This is a genomic window from Nocardioides alcanivorans (assembly GCF_021555175.1).
Classification (GTDB): Bacteria; Actinomycetota; Actinomycetes; order Propionibacteriales; family Nocardioidaceae; genus Nocardioides; species Nocardioides alcanivorans.
Genome location: NZ_JAKGRW010000012.1, coordinates 21,096 through 37,894 on the forward strand (window position 1 = coordinate 21,096; position 16,799 = coordinate 37,894).

Here is a 16,799-nt window from a genome sequence, read left to right on the forward strand (position 1 = left end):
CACGGTCATCGAGGATGCTGACTTCCAGCTCGCCCTGTGGATGCTCTTCGAGCTGCACTATCGCGGCTTCGACGGCGTCGACCCCGACCTCGAGTGGGACCCACTGCTGATCCACTCCCGCGGCATGCTCGAAGGCTGCCTCGAAGAGGCGTTGCGCGCCCTGACGGCGGCCGACGTACGCCGAGCGGGTCACAGCGGTGGCGATCTCACCACCCAGCTGACCTGGTTGATCGACGACCTGGACCGGGGTTCACTCGCGACCTTCCTCCAGCGCCGCGCGACCGAGGCGCAGTTCGCCGAGTTCATGCGGCAGCGGAGCATCTACCACCTCAAGGAGTCGGACCCCCAGAGCTTCGTGCTGCCCCGGATCGACGGTCCGGCCAAGGCCGCGCTGGCCGAGTTGCAGTACGACGAGTACGGCGCTGGCCGTCCGGAACGTCTCCACGCCGGTCTGTTCGCTCAGGCAATGGAGGCGATCGATCTGGACAGCGGCTACGGCGCCCACATCGATGAGGCCAGCGCCACGACCCTGGCGGTGAACAACGTGATGTCCATGTTTGCCCTGCGACGCCGGCTGCGTGGGGCGGCGATGGGCCACCTGGCAGCATTCGAGGCCACCAGCTCGGCACCGTGCCGCCGCATCGTCTCCGGCATCGAACGCCTGGGGCTGCCGACGGTGACAGCGGCCTACTTCGACGAACACGTCGAGGCAGACGCCGTGCACGAGCAACTGGCGATCCGCAACATCTGCGCGAACCTCGTCGAGGCCGAGCCGCACCTGGCCGCCGACGTGCTGTTCGGCGCGGCCTCCTGCCTGCGGATGGACCAGCTCGCGGGGACTGCGTTGGTCGACTCCTGGCGCAGCCGGCCCGCTCCACGACGGCTCGTGGAGGTGCACGCGTGAGCAACGATCGGGCAACGGGCGACGATGTCCGAGTGCAGGAGTGTCCCGGCGGCCCGCTGCTGGTGCGCGGAGCGGCCGCCTGGGTCGACCGCGACGGCACGGAGCATCCAGTGACCCGTCCCGTGGTGGCCGTGTGCCGCTGCGACCGCTCGCAGCGTCAACCGTGGTGCGACGGCACCCACAAGTTCGTCACCCCGGAGGCGTCAGGCCGAGCAACCGCCTGAATCGAACCTCGGCGGGCGCAACCCTCAGGGATGCAACGGCGGCATACCAGTGCCGGCTCGCTCGGGCATCCCGGTGAGGACGGCATCCAGTGCCTCGGCCGCCGTGTGTCGAGGTCGCCAGTGGAGTTGCTGCTCAGCACGGTCGGTCGCCATCAGTGGCAGCTTCAGGACCGCATCGAGGAGGCTCGCCGGCACTTGGGCCAGCCGGGCGTGCCACGCCGAGTGGAGGCCGCCACGCATCAGGCCCGGGGGCACCTCGACGGTGCGCGCCCCCATCAGCTCGCCGAGCTCCTCACGTCCGATCACTCCGGCACCAGCCAGGTTGAACGCCCCGGACACGTCGGCGGTGACAGCGGTTGCGAGCGCACGACCCACGTCGCCGGCGTGCACAGCCTGGAACCGGAGACCCGCCGGGAGTGGCAGCACCGGGACGCGGCGCCGGTCGAGCAGCCACGGCCGGGCGAGCGGGCCTCCGAAGATGCGGCGCTGCTCGCTCGCCGCCGACCGCTGGAAGACGAACGCCGGACGTACGCGCACGGTCCGGACCTCCGGGTGGGTGGACTCGAAGGCGTCGAGCGTGCGCTCGACGTACGCCTTCTCCCGGCAGTAGGCCGCCGAGGAGGCACCGTCGGTGGCCCATCCCTCGTCCACCGGATCGTCGTGGTCGGCGGGCGAGTACGCCGCGACCGACGAAGCGCACACCAGCACCGGCACACCGGCTCGCGCCACTGCTGCCAGCAGCCGCCGAGTGCCGACGGCGTTGGTCGCCCAGGTGATGTCGGGCCGGTGGGTGGGTTGGAACTTCCACGCCAGGTGCACGACTGCGTCCGCGCCCGTCACCACCGACTCGAGCTCATCGGTGGAGATGTCGGCCTCGCGCCACTCCACGGATCCGGCGGTGGGCAAGTGCACTCCGTCGGGTCGGCGGCGGGCAACGCCGACAACTTCCACGTCCCCCGCTGCGCCGAGCGCTCGCAAGGTGGCGGTGCCGAGGTTGCCGGTCGCACCGGTGACGACGACCCTCATGTCAGTTGCCCGGCCACTCGCCAGTCATCTTCTGGAAGGCGCGGGCGCCACCACGGTCGACGAGCGCTCGCACCACGGCATAGATCGCACCCTGCACGACGGCAGCAGCGACGATCTCCTTGAGCGGGTACTCACTCTCGAGGGGCGGGGCGGGTCGTCCCGATCTCCGTGCGCCGCCTTCTTCCACACCCAGCGGAAGACTGCGCTCGCGAGGAGCCCGGCCACCATCGAGCTGACCAACCCGACCGGGCGGTAGAGGATCTTCGCGGACGTGCTGGCCTTCTGTTCGTGCTTCATGGCGGGCCGGTACCCAGCGGGGCCGGGAACATCCGCGGCGACTGTCGAGCGTGGACCCGGGTACCGGTGGCGGACACGATCTCGAGGAGGCCCACCCATGAAGGCCGTCACCTGGCAGGGCAAGCGCGACATCAGGGTCGAGGAGGTCCCGGATCCACGGATCTCCGAGCCCGACGACATCATCGTCGAGATCACGTCCACGGGCCTGTGCGGCTCGGACCTCCACCTCTACGAGGTCCTCACCGCATTCATGTCACCGGGCGACATCGTCGGCCACGAGCCCATGGGCATCGTCGCCGAGACCGGGCCAGACGTCCGCGAACTCGCCGTCGGTGACCGGGTCGTGGTGCCGTTCAACATCAGCTGCGGCACGTGCTGGATGTGCCAGCACAGCCTGCACTCGCAGTGCGAGACCACCCAGAACCGTGACCAGGGCACCGGGGCGAGCCTGTTCGGCTACAGCTCGCTCTACGGGCAGGTCCCCGGTGGTCAGGCCGAGTACCTACGAGTCCCCTTCGGCAACCAGCTCCCGATCAAGGTCCCGGCTGGTCCGCCCGACGACCGTTTCCTGTTCCTCTCCGACGTGTTGCCCACCGCTTGGCAGGCACTGCGGTACGCCGATCCCAGCCCCGAGAGCACCGTGCTGGTGATCGGAGCCGGCCCCATCGGAGACATGGCGACGCGATTCGCCCTCGAGGCCGGGCATCGGGTGCTGACGGTCGACCGGGTGGCCGAACGCCTCGAGCGGGTCCGCCAACGTGGCGCCGAGGCCATCGACCTCGACGACGGCGACGTGGGCGAACGGGTGCGCGAGCTGACGGACGGTCGCGGCGCGGACGCCGTCATCGAGGCCGTCGGAATGGAGGCCCACGGATCGCCGGTCGTGGAGGGCCTGACCAAGATGATCTCCCGGCTGCCCGACGCCGCAGCGAGGCCGTTGATGCAGAGGGCAGGTGTCGACCGGATGGCAGCACTCAACACCGCCTTCGACGCCGTGCGCCGTGGTGGCACGATCTCGATCGCCGGGGTGTACGGCGGCGCAATGGATCCGATGCCCATGATGCAGTTGTTCGACAAGCAGGTGAGCATCCGGATGGGGCAGGCCAACGTACGCGCCTGGACCGAGGAGCTGATGCCGTTCCTCGAGCAGGACGACGACCCGCTCGGCGTCGAGACCTTCGCCACCCACCACCTGCCGCTGGCCGAGGCTCCGGGGGCCTACCGCTCGTTCCAGGCGAAGTCCGACGGGATGGTCAAGGTCGTCTTCCACCCCTGAGCTGCACCGCGCTCGAGCATGGGGACCACCCGGCCGGGTACAGGGGGCCATGATTCGCGTGGTCATCCCCTTGCTGGCCGGTGCGCTGCTGGTCGGTGGCTGCGGCACCGGCCACGAGGACGACGTACGGCACCGGGCCGGTGCCTTCGAGACGGCGGTCGCCGCCAGCGACTGGGAACGGGCCTGCGACCAGCTGGCGCCCGGCACCCGTGACGAGCTGGCCCAGGATGCCGGCGGATCCTGTGCGAAGGCCTTGGCCGACGAACAGCTTGATCCGCCAGGACGTCCAGGATCCGTGCAGGTGTTCGGCGGCACCGCTCAGGTCCGCTACGCCGCGGACACGTTGTTCCTGAGCCGCTTCGCCGACGGGTGGCGGGTGGTCGCGGCAGGATGCACCGCTCAGCGGCCACGGCCCTACGACTGCCGGGTCGAAGGAGGCTGAGGATGCGCCTCGTTTTCATCACCTACCTGTGCGTGATCGCCGCCGGGCTGGTCTACACCCTGGCGATCGCCCTGCGCCACCAGTAAACGGAGAGGTCCATGCGCCGCTTCCTCAGGGAGAACTCCCTCAGCATCTTCTTCGCCGTGCTGTTCTTGGTGGCGCTGGTCGGCCAGGCGTTCGCAGGATGGCTCCAGTTCAACGACCAGCAACTCGGCGACGGCTACCACCGGATCTCACTGGGCCGCTATCTGACGTCTGCCGACTTCGCGGTGGACGTCACCGAGAACTGGCAGAGCGAGTACCTCCAGTTCCTGCTCTACATCGTGGCCACGGTGTGGTTCCTGCAGAAGGGATCACCTGAGTCGAAGGAGCTGGGGAAGGCCGGACTCGAGTCGGACGAGGCGCAGCGGATCGGACCCCACGCCACTGAGGACTCCCCGCGCTGGGCGCGCGTCGGAGGTCTGCGCACGACCCTCTTCTCCTGGTCGCTGGCCCTGGTGATGGCGTCGATCTTCCTGGCCTCCTGGCTGATCCAGTCGGTGGCAGGGTGGGCGGCCTACAACGAGACGCGGCTCGGTCAGCTGCGCGACCCGATCTCGTGGCACTCCTACGTCGCCAACGCGGACTTCTGGGCGCGCACCCTGCAGAACTGGCAGTCGGAGTTTCTGGCCGTCGGTTCCATGGCGGTGCTGGCGATCTATCTCCGTCAGCGCGGATCACCCGAGAGCAAGCCGGTCGGCGCCGCACACTCCTCCACCGGGGTGGAGGGCTGAGACGCCGATCCGCCTGTCACCCTGCGTCGGCGGCCAGGAACGCATCGATCTGGTTGATCGCCGAGGTCGCTCCCTCGACGACACCCATGTCAAGCACCTGCTGGAGCGCCTCGACGGTGGCGTACGTCGTCAGGAAGGTCGCGCGGGTGCCGCCCCCGTGGGCGACGAAGGCGTAGGTGTTCTGGCTGACCGGCAGGTCGGGGACCACGTTGAAGTCCTGGTCGGCGAAGGCATCCTCGAACGTGAACCCGGCGGGCTCGTCGACGGTCTTGATGTCCCAGAGCCCCGGGTACTTCTCCCCTCCGGGCTGGTCATGTAGTAGGTCGTCCTGGCCCCAGGCACCAGCGCGTGGTCGACGAAGGTGGCCGGGTGGGAGGGCGGGCCCCACACGCGCTCGAGTTGGCGCGGGTCGGCGTACAACGCCCAGATCCGCTCCACCGGTGCCGCGAAGTCGGCGACGATGGTGAGGGTGAGGTTGTCCAGGTCCTGCTTGACGTCGGTGACAGGCATGTCGCTCATTCCTTTGTCTGGTTGGGTTCTGCGATCAGTTCGTCGATACGGGCAATGCGTCCGCGCCACAACGACTCGAGCTCGGTGAGCATCGAGCGCACCGAACGCACGGCTTCCACGTCGCCGCTCGCCAAGGCTTCACGCCCGGCCCGACGCTTGCTGAGCAGGCCGGCTCGCTCGAGTACGGCGACGTGCTTCTGCACGGCCGCGAAGCTCATGTCGTAGTTGGCGGCGAGGGTGCTGACCGAGTGCTCTCCGGCCAGGACCCGGCGCAAGATGTCGCGTCGGGTCCGGTCGGCCAGGGCGTGGAACATGGCATCCGCCCTGCCCTCGTCCTGCTGGTCGCGATCGGTCATGCCTTCATGATGTACAACCAATTGGTTGTATGTCAAGGGTAGAGTCTGCAGGTCTCGACAGGCTCGACCAACGTCTGGCGATCGAGCCCCACCCGGTGATCGAGCTTGTCGAGATCAGTGACGCGCAGGGTCTCGACAGGCTCGACCAACGGCGAGTCTCAACCGACGGCGGCGAGCCTCGAGCGACAGGACGCCGGTGGCGTCACTGCGAGGGAGCGGCCTCCCGGATCGCGGCAGCAACGCGCTTGGCGACATCGGGGTGGAAGACGCTGGGGATGATGAAGGCCGGATGCAGCTCGTCGTCGGTGACCACGTGGGCGATCGCCTCGGCAGCCTTGATGAGCATCTCGTCAGTGACGTGGTGGGCACGCGCATCGAGCAGGCCTCGGAAGACGCCGGGGAAGGCCAGCACGTTGTTGATCTGATTGGGGTAGTCGGAGCGCCCCGACGCCACGACGGTGGCATGCTTCGCGGCGTCCGCCGGATCGATCTCAGGATCGGGGTTCGCGAGCGCGAAGACGATCGCGCCTTCGGCCATCCGGTCGATCATCTCGGTCTTGAGCACACCGGGGCCCGAGACACCGATGAAGACGTCGGCTCCGGTCAACCCGTCGGTCAGGCTGCCGGTACGGAGGTTGGGGTTGGTGCGTGCGGCGAGCTCGGACTTGGCCCTGGAGAGCCCCTTCATCTCACGACAGAGCAGGCCCTCGCGGTCCCAGACGGCCACGTCGACCGCGCCCCCGGCGAGCAGCAACGAGGTGATCGCCGAGCCGGCAGCGCCCGCCCCTGCCACCACGATGCGTACGTCGGCGAGCGACTTGCCGACCACGCGCAGGGCGTTGGTCAGCGCCGCCAACACCACGATCGCCGTACCGTGCTGGTCGTCGTGGAAGACCGGGATGTCGAGGCTCTCACGCAGCCGAGCCTCGATCTCGAAGCAGCGGGGGGCAGCGATGTCCTCGAGGTTGATGCCACCGAAGCCCGGAGCGATCATCTCGACCGCGCGGACGATCTCGTCGACATCCTGGCTGGCCAAGCAGATCGGCCACGCGTCGATGTTGGCGAACCGCTTGAAGAGCGCAGCCTTGCCCTCCATGACCGGGAGCGCCGCCTCGGGCCCGAGGTTGCCCAGACCGAGCACCGCAGAACCGTCGGTGACCACGGCGACGCTGTTGCCCTTGATCGTCAGGCGGCGGGCATCCTCGGGGTTCTCGGCGATGGCGGACGACACCCGGCCGACCCCGGGCGTGTAGGCCAACGAGAGGTCGTCACGGGTCTTGAGCGGCACCTTGGAGTGGACCTCGATCTTGCCGCCGAGGTGGATGAGGAACGTGCGGTCGGAGACCTTGTGCACCTCGACACCCGTCAGCCCGTCGACGACCTGGACCAGGGCCTTGGAGTGGGTCTCGTCGACTGCCGAGCAGGTGACGTCGACGACCAACCGCAGGTGGGTGGACTCCGCGACGTCGATCGCCGTCACGACACCGCCAGCCTTCGCCAACGTGGTGGCCACCTGTCCGACCACCCCGTGATCAGGACTGGTGTGCAGACGCATGGTGATGGAGTACGACGAGGCAGTGGCGGGCATGCTCCCATCGTCTCCCCGGCGACCGGCTACCACCAAGTAACCGTGCGACGCAGATCACGCCCCATTGTTTTGCACTCAACTTGGGCGAAGTGCAAGAATGCACTCTGTGTCCAAAAGTGCAATTCCCCCGATGAGTCGTCGCGAGCAGTCCGCCCGCAAGATCTCCACCTGCGCGCAGGCACTCACCGCCAGCAAGGGGTTCGAGGGCTTCACCATGGAGGATCTGGCGGGCGCCGCCGGCGTCTCCCGTCGCACCCTCTTCAATTACTTCGACTCCAAGCTCGAGGCGGTGCTCGGCCCCGAGCCCGAGCTCGACACCGAGATGACGGCGGAGTTCCGCGCCGGTGGCCCCACAGGTCACCTGTTCGAAGACCTGGGGCATGTCGCCCACACGCACTTCGCCCGCATGCCGCAGAACCGCGAACTGATCACCACCATGCGTCAGGTGATCCGGAACCCTCGGATCATGGCGGCCTGCCACGACCGCTTCGAGAAACTGGCGGAGGACGGTCTGGCGATGATTAAGGAGCGCGAGGGCAGTCACTACGACGAGCGCCAGGCCAGGGTCGCGATCAGCATGCTGCTCGTGCTGTGCCAACTCGCCCTGGACGGGTTCGTCGCAACCACGGACGACCGCACCTTCACCGATCACTACGACGAATGCCTGAGTGCTGCGCGCGCAGTGCTTGCTTGACCTCTTCCCCGCCCATCCACACACAGGAAGCCACCACCCATGGCAACTCTGCTCTACCGACTCGGCAAGACCGCCTACCGGCGCTGGCCGTTCTTCCTCGCAGCCTGGCTGATCGCGATCGTCGGCCTCGGCGGCCTCGCGACCGCCATCAGCCAGCCGAAGTCCGACGCGATGACCATCCCCGGCATCCCATCGGAGAAGGCGGCCGACCTGCAGGCCGAACTGTTCCCCGGCTCCACCGACGCGTTCGACCAGGCGGGCGTCAGCGTGGTGGTCCAAGCTCCTGAGGGCCACACCCTCAACGAACCCGAATACATGGCCGCCATCGACGGCCTCGTCGTCGACCTGCTCGCAGCGCCTCAGATGCACGCTGAGGGCGACACCCTCGAGGACGGCTCTCCGGCACCGGTCCCGGCCAACCCCGTGACCGCTGCGCAGGAGCAGGTCCAGGCCATGCTCGACGCCAAGCTCGAGGCAGGACTGACGCAGGCCGAGGCCGAGGCCGAGATCGCCGAGGAAGCTGCGGAGATGGCGCCGATGGCACCACTCACTGCCGACGGCCGCACCGGCGTCCTCTCCTTCGAATTCGACGTCGACACCGTCATGGACGTCGAGGTGGACACGCAGGACGCCGTCGTCGACGCGATGGAGACCGCCCGTGACTCCGGCCTGACCGTCGAGGCCAACGGCTCCGGCATGACGTCGATGGAGGCGCCCGGCATGAGCTCCGAGCTCATCGGTGTCGGCCTCGCCCTGCTCGTCCTCGTGCTCACCTTCGGATCACTCGTTGCCGCCGGGCTGCCCATCGTCTCGGCGATCATCGGCGTGGGCATCGGGATGATCGGCATCGAGATGATGACGGCGTTCACCGACATCGGCACCAGCACCCCGATGCTGGCCACGATGCTCGGCCTTGCCGTGGGTATCGACTACGCACTCTTCATCCTGGCGCGCTACCGCAACGAGCTCGACCACACCGATGACCGTGAAGAGGCGGTCGGCGTCGCCGTGGGTACGGCGGGTTCCGCCGTGGTCTTCGCCGGCCTGACCGTGCTCATCGCCCTGTGCGCACTGGCCGTCGTGCAGATCCCGTTCCTGACGACCATGGGTCTGGCGGCCGCTGGCACCGTCTTCGTCGCCGTGCTGGTGGCGCTGACGCTGCTCCCCGCGATCCTGGGCATGCTCAAGACGAAGGCCTTCGGTGGCCGGGTCCGCAAGTACAACCCGAGTCGCGAGGCCAACGGCAAGATCGTCAACAACGGTGTCCGGTGGGCCCGCCTCGTGGGCAAGAAGCCGATCGCCGTCGTACTCCTCGTGATCGTCGGGCTCGGCGCACTGGCCATCCCGATGAAGAACATGCACCTGGCCTTCCCGAGCGACGCCACCTCGTCGCCCGACAAGACCATGCGCAAGGCATCCGACATCCTCGCGGAGTCGTTCAGCCCGGGTCGCGAAGGCCCGATGATCCTCGTTGCCGACGGCACCGAGGTGCCCGCGGACGAGCGGATGGCCAAGTACGACGAGATCGTCGACTGGGTCAAGGGTCACGACGATGTCGAGATGGCCATGATCGGTGGGGTCAACGAGGCCGAGACCGGCGCCCAGATCATCATCGTTCCCGCGTCCGGGCCCAATGACGGCGCGACCGAGGACCTCCTCGCCGATCTGCGGGACGGTCAGTCCGACATCGAGGCCGCGACCGGCACCGACACCGGCATCACCGGCATGACCGCCATCACCGTGGACGTCTCCGAACAGCTCGCCGACGCCCTGCCGATCTATCTGGCAGTGGTCATCGGGCTGGCATTCATCCTGCTCATGATCGTCTTCCGCTCGATCCTGGTGCCGCTGACCGCCACCTTGGGCTTCCTGCTCTCGGTGCTGGCCACGCTCGGCGCGACGGTCGCGATCTTCCAGGAGGAGGCGTTCGGCCTCTTCGACGGCCAACCCATCGTGAGCTTCATGCCGCTCTTCCTGATCGGTGTGGTCTTCGGTCTGGCGATGGACTACCAGGTGTTCCTGGTGACCCGGATCCGCGAGGCCCACGTGCACGGAGCCGACTACCGCGAGGCCGTCATCGACGGCTTCCGGGGCAGCGCCCGGGTCGTGGCCGCGGCCGCCGTCATCATGACCGCCGTCTTCGCTGCCTTCATGTTCCAGGAGGAGCCGATCATCAAGATGATGGGCTTTGCACTGGCCGCCGCCATCGTGTTCGACGCCTTCATCGTCCGCATGACGCTCATCCCGGCGCTCATGTATCTGATGAAGGAGAAGGCCTGGTACCTGCCCAAGTGGCTCGACCGGATCCTTCCCAACGTCGACATCGAGGGCGAGAACCTGCACCGCCCCCACATGGAGACGCTGCACCGCGACGACAAGGACGACGAGGACCTCGCACCCGCGGGCGTCTGACCTCCGCGCGAACCTTCACTCAGAACAACCGAACCTGCAGGTTCGGGCGTTCTGAGTGAAGGTTCGCGCGTTCCAAGGCTAGGTTCGGCGGCGGCTGAGGCGGCGGCCGCGCACCTCGGCGTACTGCTGGTGCCCGATCGGGTTCTCGAAGGGACCGAGATCGACCTCGATGCGTTGACCCTGGCAGGTGAGCACGAGGTGGCCGTCGGAGATCTCGGCGACCTCGCCGCGTACGAGGACGATGTCGCCGCCGAGCTCCTGCACCGTCTCCGGTGGCTTGCATCGCACCACGTCGGCCAGCGCGAGGAGCTCGAAACGTTGCGTACGGCGGACCCAGAACATCAGGCCGAGCATCACCAGGATCATCGCGTCGGCACCGAGGGTGATGACCCACGCGACGGTACTGCTGCCGGTGTGCTCGACCGCCCGGTTGTCGGCGCGGTTGCCCGGGAGGTACTCGACCCTCAGCTCATCGGTGCTGCGCGCCTGTTCGTAGCCGGCTCGCGTGACCTCGGAGGAGTACTCCGGCTCCTCCTCGTCGGCGTAGTGCCAGGTGACGTAGTAGCGGGTGGCGCCGGACCTCTCCACGGCGCGGGCGTCGGTGACGGTGACCGTGGTCTCCAGACCGTCGACGTCGAGCTTGTGATTGGTCCACCAGCCGTGCGCCAACGGCAGGTTGACGAGGAACACCGCGACGAGCGCGGCCAGGATCCACCAGCGAGGGCTCGTCTTCACGGGCGTGACGATAGCCTCTTGTCGTGTCGTGGACTGTCGCCCTGGTCATTGCCGTGCTGCTCCTCGTGGTGGCCGTCGTCGCCCTCCTCGCCGGCTTCGTGCCCGCCGCGGGCCGACTCGAGCCGGTGGCCCGTTGGGGGATGAAGGGCTGCCAGATCGCGGTGCTCGGCTACGTGATCGCCGATGTGATCACCCTGCTGCAGGGCCATCGCGCCGACGAGGGCATGACGCACGCCGGCTACGCGATCGCCGCGGTCGGCGTACCCGTGCTCCTGCTGACCCGCCAGCCCGTTCCTCCGGACCCGGACGACCCGGATCCGGAGGCGAAACCGCGACCTGCCGACCCGCCGCACCTCGCGGTGGTCGCGGTCGCGGCGCTCGCGACCGCCGTGCTGATCGTCCGGCTGCAGCAGACGTGGTGACGCAGGGACGCTCGACCGGTCGTCAGCTGCTCATCGCGGTGTACGCCGTCTTCGCGGTCGCCGCCGGAGCGCGCAGTGCCGTGCAGATCGCCACGAAGCTCGACGAGGCGCCGGTCGCCTATCTGCTGTCGGCGTTCGCCGCCGTCGTCTACCTGATCGCAACGGTTGCATTGCGCTGGACCGGGCCGCGGGCCTTCAGGGTCGCCCTCGGCGCGATCCTCATCGAAGCCGTGGGGGTGATCGTGGTCGGACTGATGTCGGTGCTCGATGACGAGCTCTTCCCCGACGCCACCGTGTGGTCGGACTTCGGTGCTGGCTACGGCTACGTGCCTCTGGTGCTCCCCTTCATCGGCTTGTGGTGGCTGCTGAAGAAGGAGCGGCTGGCAACCGCTGACTGACCGCGGACCCGCGCGCAGCAATGGGCGCCCAGCTCGTCCAGCAGAGAGCTGGAACCTGCCCTTGTGACGCGCTTCACCTCAATGCTAATATTCATAGGCATTGATTCTAGGAGGGTCCCTGTGCGCGTCACCCCGCCAACCGAACTCGACGTCCTCGTCGTGGGAGCCGGCTTTTCCGGGCTCTACAGCCTTCACCGACTCCGGACACTCGGGCGTTCGGTCCATCTAGTCGAAGCAGACGACGACCTGGGCGGCGTGTGGTACCGCAACAGGTACCCCGGCGCCCGCTGCGACATCGAGAGCGTCGACTACTGCTACTCCTTCGACGACTCGATCGTCCGGGAGTGGACGTGGGCCGAGCGCTATCCCGCGCAGCCCGAGATCCTGCGCTACATCAACTTCGTTGCCGACCGCCTGGACCTCCGCTCCGGGATCTCGTTCGACACCCGTGTGGACGCGATGCACTGGGATGCCGAGGACTCCGTCTGGCTGGTCGCCACCGACTGCGGGGACAGGATCCGCGCCCGCCACGTGATCATGGCCAGCGGCCAGCTCTCCAAGCCCCAGTTCCCCGACATCGAGGGCATCAAGGACTTCTCTGGTGAGCTGCTCCACACCGGCGACTGGCCGCGTGACGGCGTCGAGCTGACCGGCAAGCGGGTAGGCGTGATCGGCACCGGCTCCTCCGGCGTGCAGACCATCCCTCAGGTGGCCAAGCAGGCGGCACACACCACCGTGCTCCAGCGTACGGCGCACTACGCGATTCCGGCCCGCAACCACGACCTCGATCCTGCCTACGTGGAGGACCTGAAGAGCAGGTTCCAGGACTACCGGGAGATCGCCCGGCACCATCCCGGCGGCACCCACCGTCGTATCGGGACGGAGTCGGCCCTGGACGTCGACCCCGGCGCCCTGGAGGAGACCTTCCGGGGCCACTGGGAGAAGGGCGGGCCCGACATCCTGGCCGCCTACCGTGACTTCCGCACCGACGAACGGGCAGCAGAGAAGGCCGGGGACTTCGTCAAGGAGCGCATCCGGGAGATCGTCAAGGATCCCGAGACCGCCGAGAAGCTGTGCCCCAAGGGTTATCCCTTCGGCGCCAAGCGACTGGTGCTCGAGATCGACTACTACACGACCTTCAACCGCGACAACGTCTCGCTGGTCGACGTCAAGGCGGACCCGATCGATCGGGTCGACGGCAGCGCCGTGGTGCTCGAGAGTGGGGCCCGACACGAACTCGACGTCCTGATCACGGCAACCGGGTTCGACGCCCTCACCGGACCACTCTTCGCCATCGACATCGTCGGGGTGGACGGCCAGCGACTCCCCGACGCCTGGAAGGACGGCCCGCGCACCTTCCTCGGAATCGGCACCCACGGGTTCCCGAACCTCTACGTCGTTGCCGGCGCGGGCAGCCCGTCGGTGCTCTCCAACGTGCTCATCTCGATCGAGCAGCACGTGGAGTGGATCACCGACTTCATCGACCACCAGTTCCGCACCGGCATCATCAGCGCAGAGGTCGACGAAGACGCCCAGGACCGCTGGACCCAGGAGGTCTACGACGTTGCGGCACCGACCCTCTTCATGAAGGGCAACTCCTGGTACCTCGGCGCCAACGTGCCGGGCAAACCGCGTGTCTTCTCGCTCTACCTGGGCGGCGTCGGCCACTACCGCGACATCTGCGACAAGGTCGCCGCCGACGACTACGCCGGATTCACACTCACTCGAGGAGAGATCAAGTCATGACCAGCAACGGACCCCTCGCCGGGCTGCGGGTGATCGAAGCCGGCTCTATGTATGCCGCGCCGACCGCCGGTCGAATGCTGCGCGACTTCGGCGCCGAGGTGATCAAGATCGAGGATCCCGCCCAGGGCGACTTCGCACGCCAATGGCAGCCCGCACACAACGGCACCGCAATCGGCTTCGCCCGCCTCAACTCGGGCAAGCGGTCGGTCGGCATCGACATGCGCAACTCCGACGGCCGCGACGTCCTCAAGCGTCTCGTCTCCGGCGCCGACGTGCTCATCGAGAACTTCCGCCCGGGTCGGATGGAGAAGTGGGGCATGTCCTACGCCGAGCTGGCCGCTGAGAACCCCGGTCTCGTGATGGGTCGCGTCAGTGGATTCGGCCAGACCGGACCCTACCGGGAGCGTCCCGGCTTCGGCACGGTGGCGGAGACCGCGAGCGGCTACGCCTACCTCAACGGTTGGCCGGACACTCCGCCGACAGCACCGCCGTTCGGCTTCGCCGACTCGATCGCCGGCATCTCCGCGGCGTACGGCATCGCCATGGCGTTGTTCGAACGGAGCCGCACCGGGCGCGGTCGTGAGGTGGACGTCGCCCTCTACGAACCGCTGATGTTCATCCTCGGTGATGCCGTTCTCAACTTCACCTCGACCGGCACGATCATGCAGCGCCACGGCAACGCCTCCGGCGCCGCTTCGCCGCGAGGCATCTACGAAGCCGCCGATGGCGGCTGGCTGTCGATCGCAGCCTCGAACCAGGCGATCGCCATGCGCCTCTTCGACGCGATGGAACGCCCCGACCTGAAGACCGACGAGCGCTACCGGACGAACGAAGCCCGGATGGCCAACAACGAGACCCTGCAGGCAATCGTCATCGCATGGATCAAGGAACGCACCCGCGACGAGAACCTGGCCATCCTTGAGCAGCATGAGGTCGTGGCCGCAGCCGTCAACGATTCCTCCGACATCGTCGACGATCCCCACTTCCGGGAACGCACCTTGAGCATGCTCAAGAACAGTCCCCTGGGTGACGCCCTCGTGCCCGGCCCGATCCTCCACGTCAACGGGTACGACGGCCCGACGTACGACGGCGTTCCTGCGGTCGGCGAGCACACCAACGAGATCCTGACATCGGCCGGCATCGGGGAGGACGAACTCGCTCGACTGGTCTCCGCCGGTGCGATCAGTGGCTGACCTCGACCCAGGGATCTCCGCACTGCGCGACGCGTCAGCTGGCGGGGTCCCGATGATCGACCTGCCGCCCGCGGAGGTACGGGAGCGGATCGTGACCGGCAACCGGCTCTGCTCCGCCGGCCCTGAAGTCGTCATTCGCGACGTCGCCGATGGGGAGGACGGCGCCCCCGTTGGGCTCCGCCTCTACGGCACTCCGGACCGCACCACCTTGGTCTATGCCCACGGAGGCGGCTGGGTCACCGGCGGCCTGGACTACGCAGACGAGTTCTGTCGTTTCCTGGCTGCTGAGGCCGACGTCCACGTGGTGAGCGTCGACTACAGACTGGCACCCGAGCACCCGTTCCCAGCCCCGCTCGACGACCTCGCCGCTGCCTGGGACTGGGCAGCAGCACGGTATGGCGGCCCCCTCGCCCTGGGCGGGGACAGCGCCGGAGGCAACCTGGCCGCGGCGCTCGCGCTGCGGCTGCGGCTGCGAAACGCTGCCCGGGAACCGGCGTTCCAGCTGCTGATCTATCCGGTGCTCGGCGCTCCCGGTGTCTCCGACTCCTACACGACCCGCGCCGATGCGTTTCCGATCGGCGCAGCCGACATGCACTGGTTCTTCGACCACTACGTTGGCCGAGACGCGCGGGACGCGGCCGGCAGCGACCTCCTGCCCCTCGCGGCAGATGACCTATCCGGCCTGCCGCCGACGCACGTGGTGGCGGCCGGCCACGACCCGCTCCACGACGAGGCGATCAGCTATGCAGCCCGGCTCAAGGACGCAGGCACCGTCGTCAGCGTGCAGGAACACCCGGCCCTGTGTCATGGATTTCTCCGCTTCACGGGTGCCTCAGACGCGGCCCGCGCGGCCCGCGCGAGTGTCGTGAAGTCGGTCCGGCGCCTGGCCCAAACGACCCATGTCCACGCACCTGACACAATTCATGACTAGGATTAGACGACTTCACCCCCAGCACCCGCTGACGATCGAGGACATGCAATGAGCTCAGCTTCGATGCGACCCCAGAAGACGGCCATGCTCCTGGCCCAGCGGATCGTCGCAGACATCAACCGACGCGGTAACACGGTCGGCGACCGGCTGCCCCCTGAGCGGGTGATGCTCGAGGAGTACGACATCGGCCGCGGCACGCTCCGCGAGTCCTTGCGTTTTCTCGAGCTCCAGGGCGTGATCGCACTGAAGCCCGGCCCCGGCGGCGGCCCGGTCGTGCAGAAGCCGGACTCGGCCAGCCTCGCCACCTCGCTGACGTTGCTGCTGCAGTTCTCCAGCGCACCCTTCCGGACCATCGCGGAGGCTCGCGCCGGCCTGGAGCCGATGATGGCCCAACTCGCCGCCGAGCGGATGCAGAAGGACCAGCTGGCCGATCTGAAGTCAAGCGTCGACACGATGTATGACAACCTCGGCGACCAGGAGATCTTCCTGGAGGAGAACAAGCGGTTCCACGACGTCATCGCCCACGGCTCGGGCAACGCCATGTTCGGCTACCTGGTGGACGCGCTCCTGGGCATCCTGGACGGTTCCGCAATCGGCATCGACTACCCCGAGGTACGCCGCGTCGCGGTGCACAAGGCCCACCTCGACATCTACGAGGCGATCGCGGCCAACGACCCCGCGCAGTCTGCCGCTGCGATGGAGGACCACATCGCGCAATACCTGAAGTACGCCGAGAAGAAGTTCCCCGACGTACTCGACGCCCCGATCGTGTGGGGCGTCTCCGGCTGACCGGAGATCCTCCCAACGTAGGTCGAGCCCGCACCCGTTGGTCGAGCCTGTCGAGACCGGCCCAGTCATTGATCTCGACAAGC

At 67.8% G+C, this 16,799-nt stretch carries 18 protein-coding genes and 2 pseudogenes; 13 read left to right on the forward strand and 7 right to left on the reverse strand.

All coding sequences use genetic code 11. From position 1 onward, the window contains the following. The first annotated feature begins 40 nt into the window (after window positions 1-40). Both L1066_RS06290 and L1066_RS06295 read left to right on the forward strand, forming a co-directional pair. Entirely contained in the window at window positions 41-904 is an 864-nt protein-coding gene (locus tag L1066_RS06290) for an iron-containing redox enzyme family protein (RefSeq protein ID WP_235735503.1), read from the forward strand. After that, window positions 901-1,128, forward strand: coding sequence for a CDGSH iron-sulfur domain-containing protein (locus L1066_RS06295; RefSeq protein WP_235735504.1), 228 nt, complete (start codon window positions 901-903; stop codon window positions 1,126-1,128). Before L1066_RS06290 ends, L1066_RS06295 begins: the two co-directional genes overlap by 4 nt. Window positions 1,129-1,152: 24 nt before the next feature. Here L1066_RS06295 and L1066_RS06300 read toward each other — a convergent pair whose 3' ends face one another. The 3 genes and pseudogenes from L1066_RS06300 to L1066_RS27545 form a co-directional block, all read right to left on the reverse strand. Beyond that, complete coding sequence (locus tag L1066_RS06300) at window positions 1,153-2,154, reverse strand: NAD-dependent epimerase/dehydratase family protein (protein ID WP_235735505.1); 1,002 nt, start codon at window positions 2,152-2,154, stop codon at window positions 1,153-1,155. Between the two features lies 1 nt (window position 2,155). Further along, on the reverse strand, window positions 2,156-2,341 hold the full coding sequence (locus L1066_RS06305; protein ID WP_235735506.1) for a DUF4235 domain-containing protein: 186 nt from the start codon (window positions 2,339-2,341) through the stop codon (window positions 2,156-2,158). 2 nt (window positions 2,342-2,343) lie between these two features. Next, window positions 2,344-2,634: pseudogene (locus L1066_RS27545) on the reverse strand (hypothetical protein); the annotation flags it as partial. Between L1066_RS27545 and L1066_RS06315 the strand changes: the two are divergent. The 3 genes from L1066_RS06315 to L1066_RS06325 all read left to right on the forward strand — a co-directional run bounded on the left by L1066_RS06315 (window position 2,549) and on the right by L1066_RS06325 (window position 4,942). Beyond that, complete coding sequence (locus L1066_RS06315; protein WP_235735507.1) at window positions 2,549-3,727, forward strand: alcohol dehydrogenase catalytic domain-containing protein; 1,179 nt, start codon at window positions 2,549-2,551, stop codon at window positions 3,725-3,727. The pseudogene L1066_RS27545 and the gene L1066_RS06315 sit on opposite strands and share 86 nt — an antisense overlap. A 58-nt stretch (window positions 3,728-3,785) precedes the next feature. Next, the gene (locus tag L1066_RS06320) at window positions 3,786-4,169 is read left to right on the forward strand and encodes a hypothetical protein (protein ID WP_235735508.1); all 384 of its coding nucleotides are present in this window, start codon (window positions 3,786-3,788) and stop codon (window positions 4,167-4,169) included. Window positions 4,170-4,267: 98 nt separating this feature from the next. Continuing rightward, window positions 4,268-4,942: a DUF6766 family protein gene (locus tag L1066_RS06325; RefSeq protein WP_235735509.1), complete on the forward strand. Its 675-nt coding sequence runs from the start codon at window positions 4,268-4,270 to the stop codon at window positions 4,940-4,942. Between the two features lie 16 nt (window positions 4,943-4,958). On the opposite strand, the pseudogene L1066_RS06330 reads toward L1066_RS06325, so the two are convergent. From L1066_RS06330 to L1066_RS06340, 3 genes and pseudogenes are all read right to left on the reverse strand, one after another. After that, window positions 4,959-5,461: pseudogene (locus tag L1066_RS06330) on the reverse strand (SRPBCC family protein). After that, window positions 5,458-5,808: an ArsR/SmtB family transcription factor gene (locus L1066_RS06335; protein WP_235735511.1), complete on the reverse strand. Its 351-nt coding sequence runs from the start codon at window positions 5,806-5,808 to the stop codon at window positions 5,458-5,460. Before L1066_RS06335 ends, L1066_RS06330 begins: the two are co-directional and overlap by 4 nt. Window positions 5,809-6,010: 202 nt before the next feature. Then, window positions 6,011-7,396 (reverse strand): NAD-dependent malic enzyme, encoded by a 1,386-nt coding sequence (locus tag L1066_RS06340; RefSeq protein ID WP_235735512.1) that lies wholly within the window; start codon window positions 7,394-7,396, stop codon window positions 6,011-6,013. A gap of 130 nt (window positions 7,397-7,526) precedes the next feature. Here L1066_RS06340 and L1066_RS06345 point away from each other — a divergent pair, with 130 nt between their 5' ends. Both L1066_RS06345 and L1066_RS06350 read left to right on the forward strand, forming a co-directional pair. Beyond that, window positions 7,527-8,090, forward strand: coding sequence for a TetR/AcrR family transcriptional regulator (locus L1066_RS06345; protein ID WP_235735513.1), 564 nt, complete (start codon window positions 7,527-7,529; stop codon window positions 8,088-8,090). 39 nt (window positions 8,091-8,129) lie between these two features. Further along, on the forward strand, window positions 8,130-10,502 hold the full coding sequence (locus L1066_RS06350) for an MMPL family transporter (RefSeq protein WP_235735514.1): 2,373 nt from the start codon (window positions 8,130-8,132) through the stop codon (window positions 10,500-10,502). A 78-nt stretch (window positions 10,503-10,580) separates the two neighbouring features. On the opposite strand, the gene L1066_RS06355 is transcribed toward L1066_RS06350, so the two are convergent. Then, on the reverse strand, window positions 10,581-11,237 hold the full coding sequence (locus L1066_RS06355; protein WP_235735515.1) for a DUF3592 domain-containing protein: 657 nt from the start codon (window positions 11,235-11,237) through the stop codon (window positions 10,581-10,583). 23 nt (window positions 11,238-11,260) lie between these two features. On the opposite strand from L1066_RS06355, the gene L1066_RS06360 reads away from it, so the two are divergent. The 6 genes from L1066_RS06360 (at window position 11,261) to L1066_RS06385 (ending at window position 16,716) form a co-directional block, all read left to right on the forward strand. Continuing rightward, window positions 11,261-11,659: a hypothetical protein gene (locus L1066_RS06360; RefSeq protein WP_235735516.1), complete on the forward strand. Its 399-nt coding sequence runs from the start codon at window positions 11,261-11,263 to the stop codon at window positions 11,657-11,659. Continuing rightward, a complete protein-coding gene (locus tag L1066_RS06365; protein WP_235735517.1) occupies window positions 11,656-12,057 on the forward strand; it encodes a hypothetical protein in 402 nt (133 codons plus the stop codon). The genes L1066_RS06360 and L1066_RS06365 overlap by 4 nt, the downstream gene beginning before the upstream one ends. Before the next feature lie 120 nt (window positions 12,058-12,177). Next, window positions 12,178-13,803 carry a flavin-containing monooxygenase gene (locus L1066_RS06370; protein WP_235735518.1) on the forward strand — a complete coding sequence of 542 codons (1,626 nt, stop codon included), beginning with the start codon at window positions 12,178-12,180 and terminating at the stop codon, window positions 13,801-13,803. After that, entirely contained in the window at window positions 13,800-14,996 is a 1,197-nt protein-coding gene (locus L1066_RS06375; protein WP_235735519.1) for a CaiB/BaiF CoA transferase family protein, read from the forward strand. Before L1066_RS06370 ends, L1066_RS06375 begins: the two co-directional genes overlap by 4 nt. Further along, entirely contained in the window at window positions 14,989-15,927 is a 939-nt protein-coding gene (locus L1066_RS06380; RefSeq protein ID WP_235735520.1) for an alpha/beta hydrolase, read from the forward strand. The genes L1066_RS06375 and L1066_RS06380 overlap by 8 nt, the downstream gene beginning before the upstream one ends. A 48-nt stretch (window positions 15,928-15,975) precedes the next feature. Further along, window positions 15,976-16,716, forward strand: coding sequence for a FadR/GntR family transcriptional regulator (locus L1066_RS06385; protein ID WP_235735521.1), 741 nt, complete (start codon window positions 15,976-15,978; stop codon window positions 16,714-16,716). Window positions 16,717-16,799 lie beyond the last annotated feature (83 nt).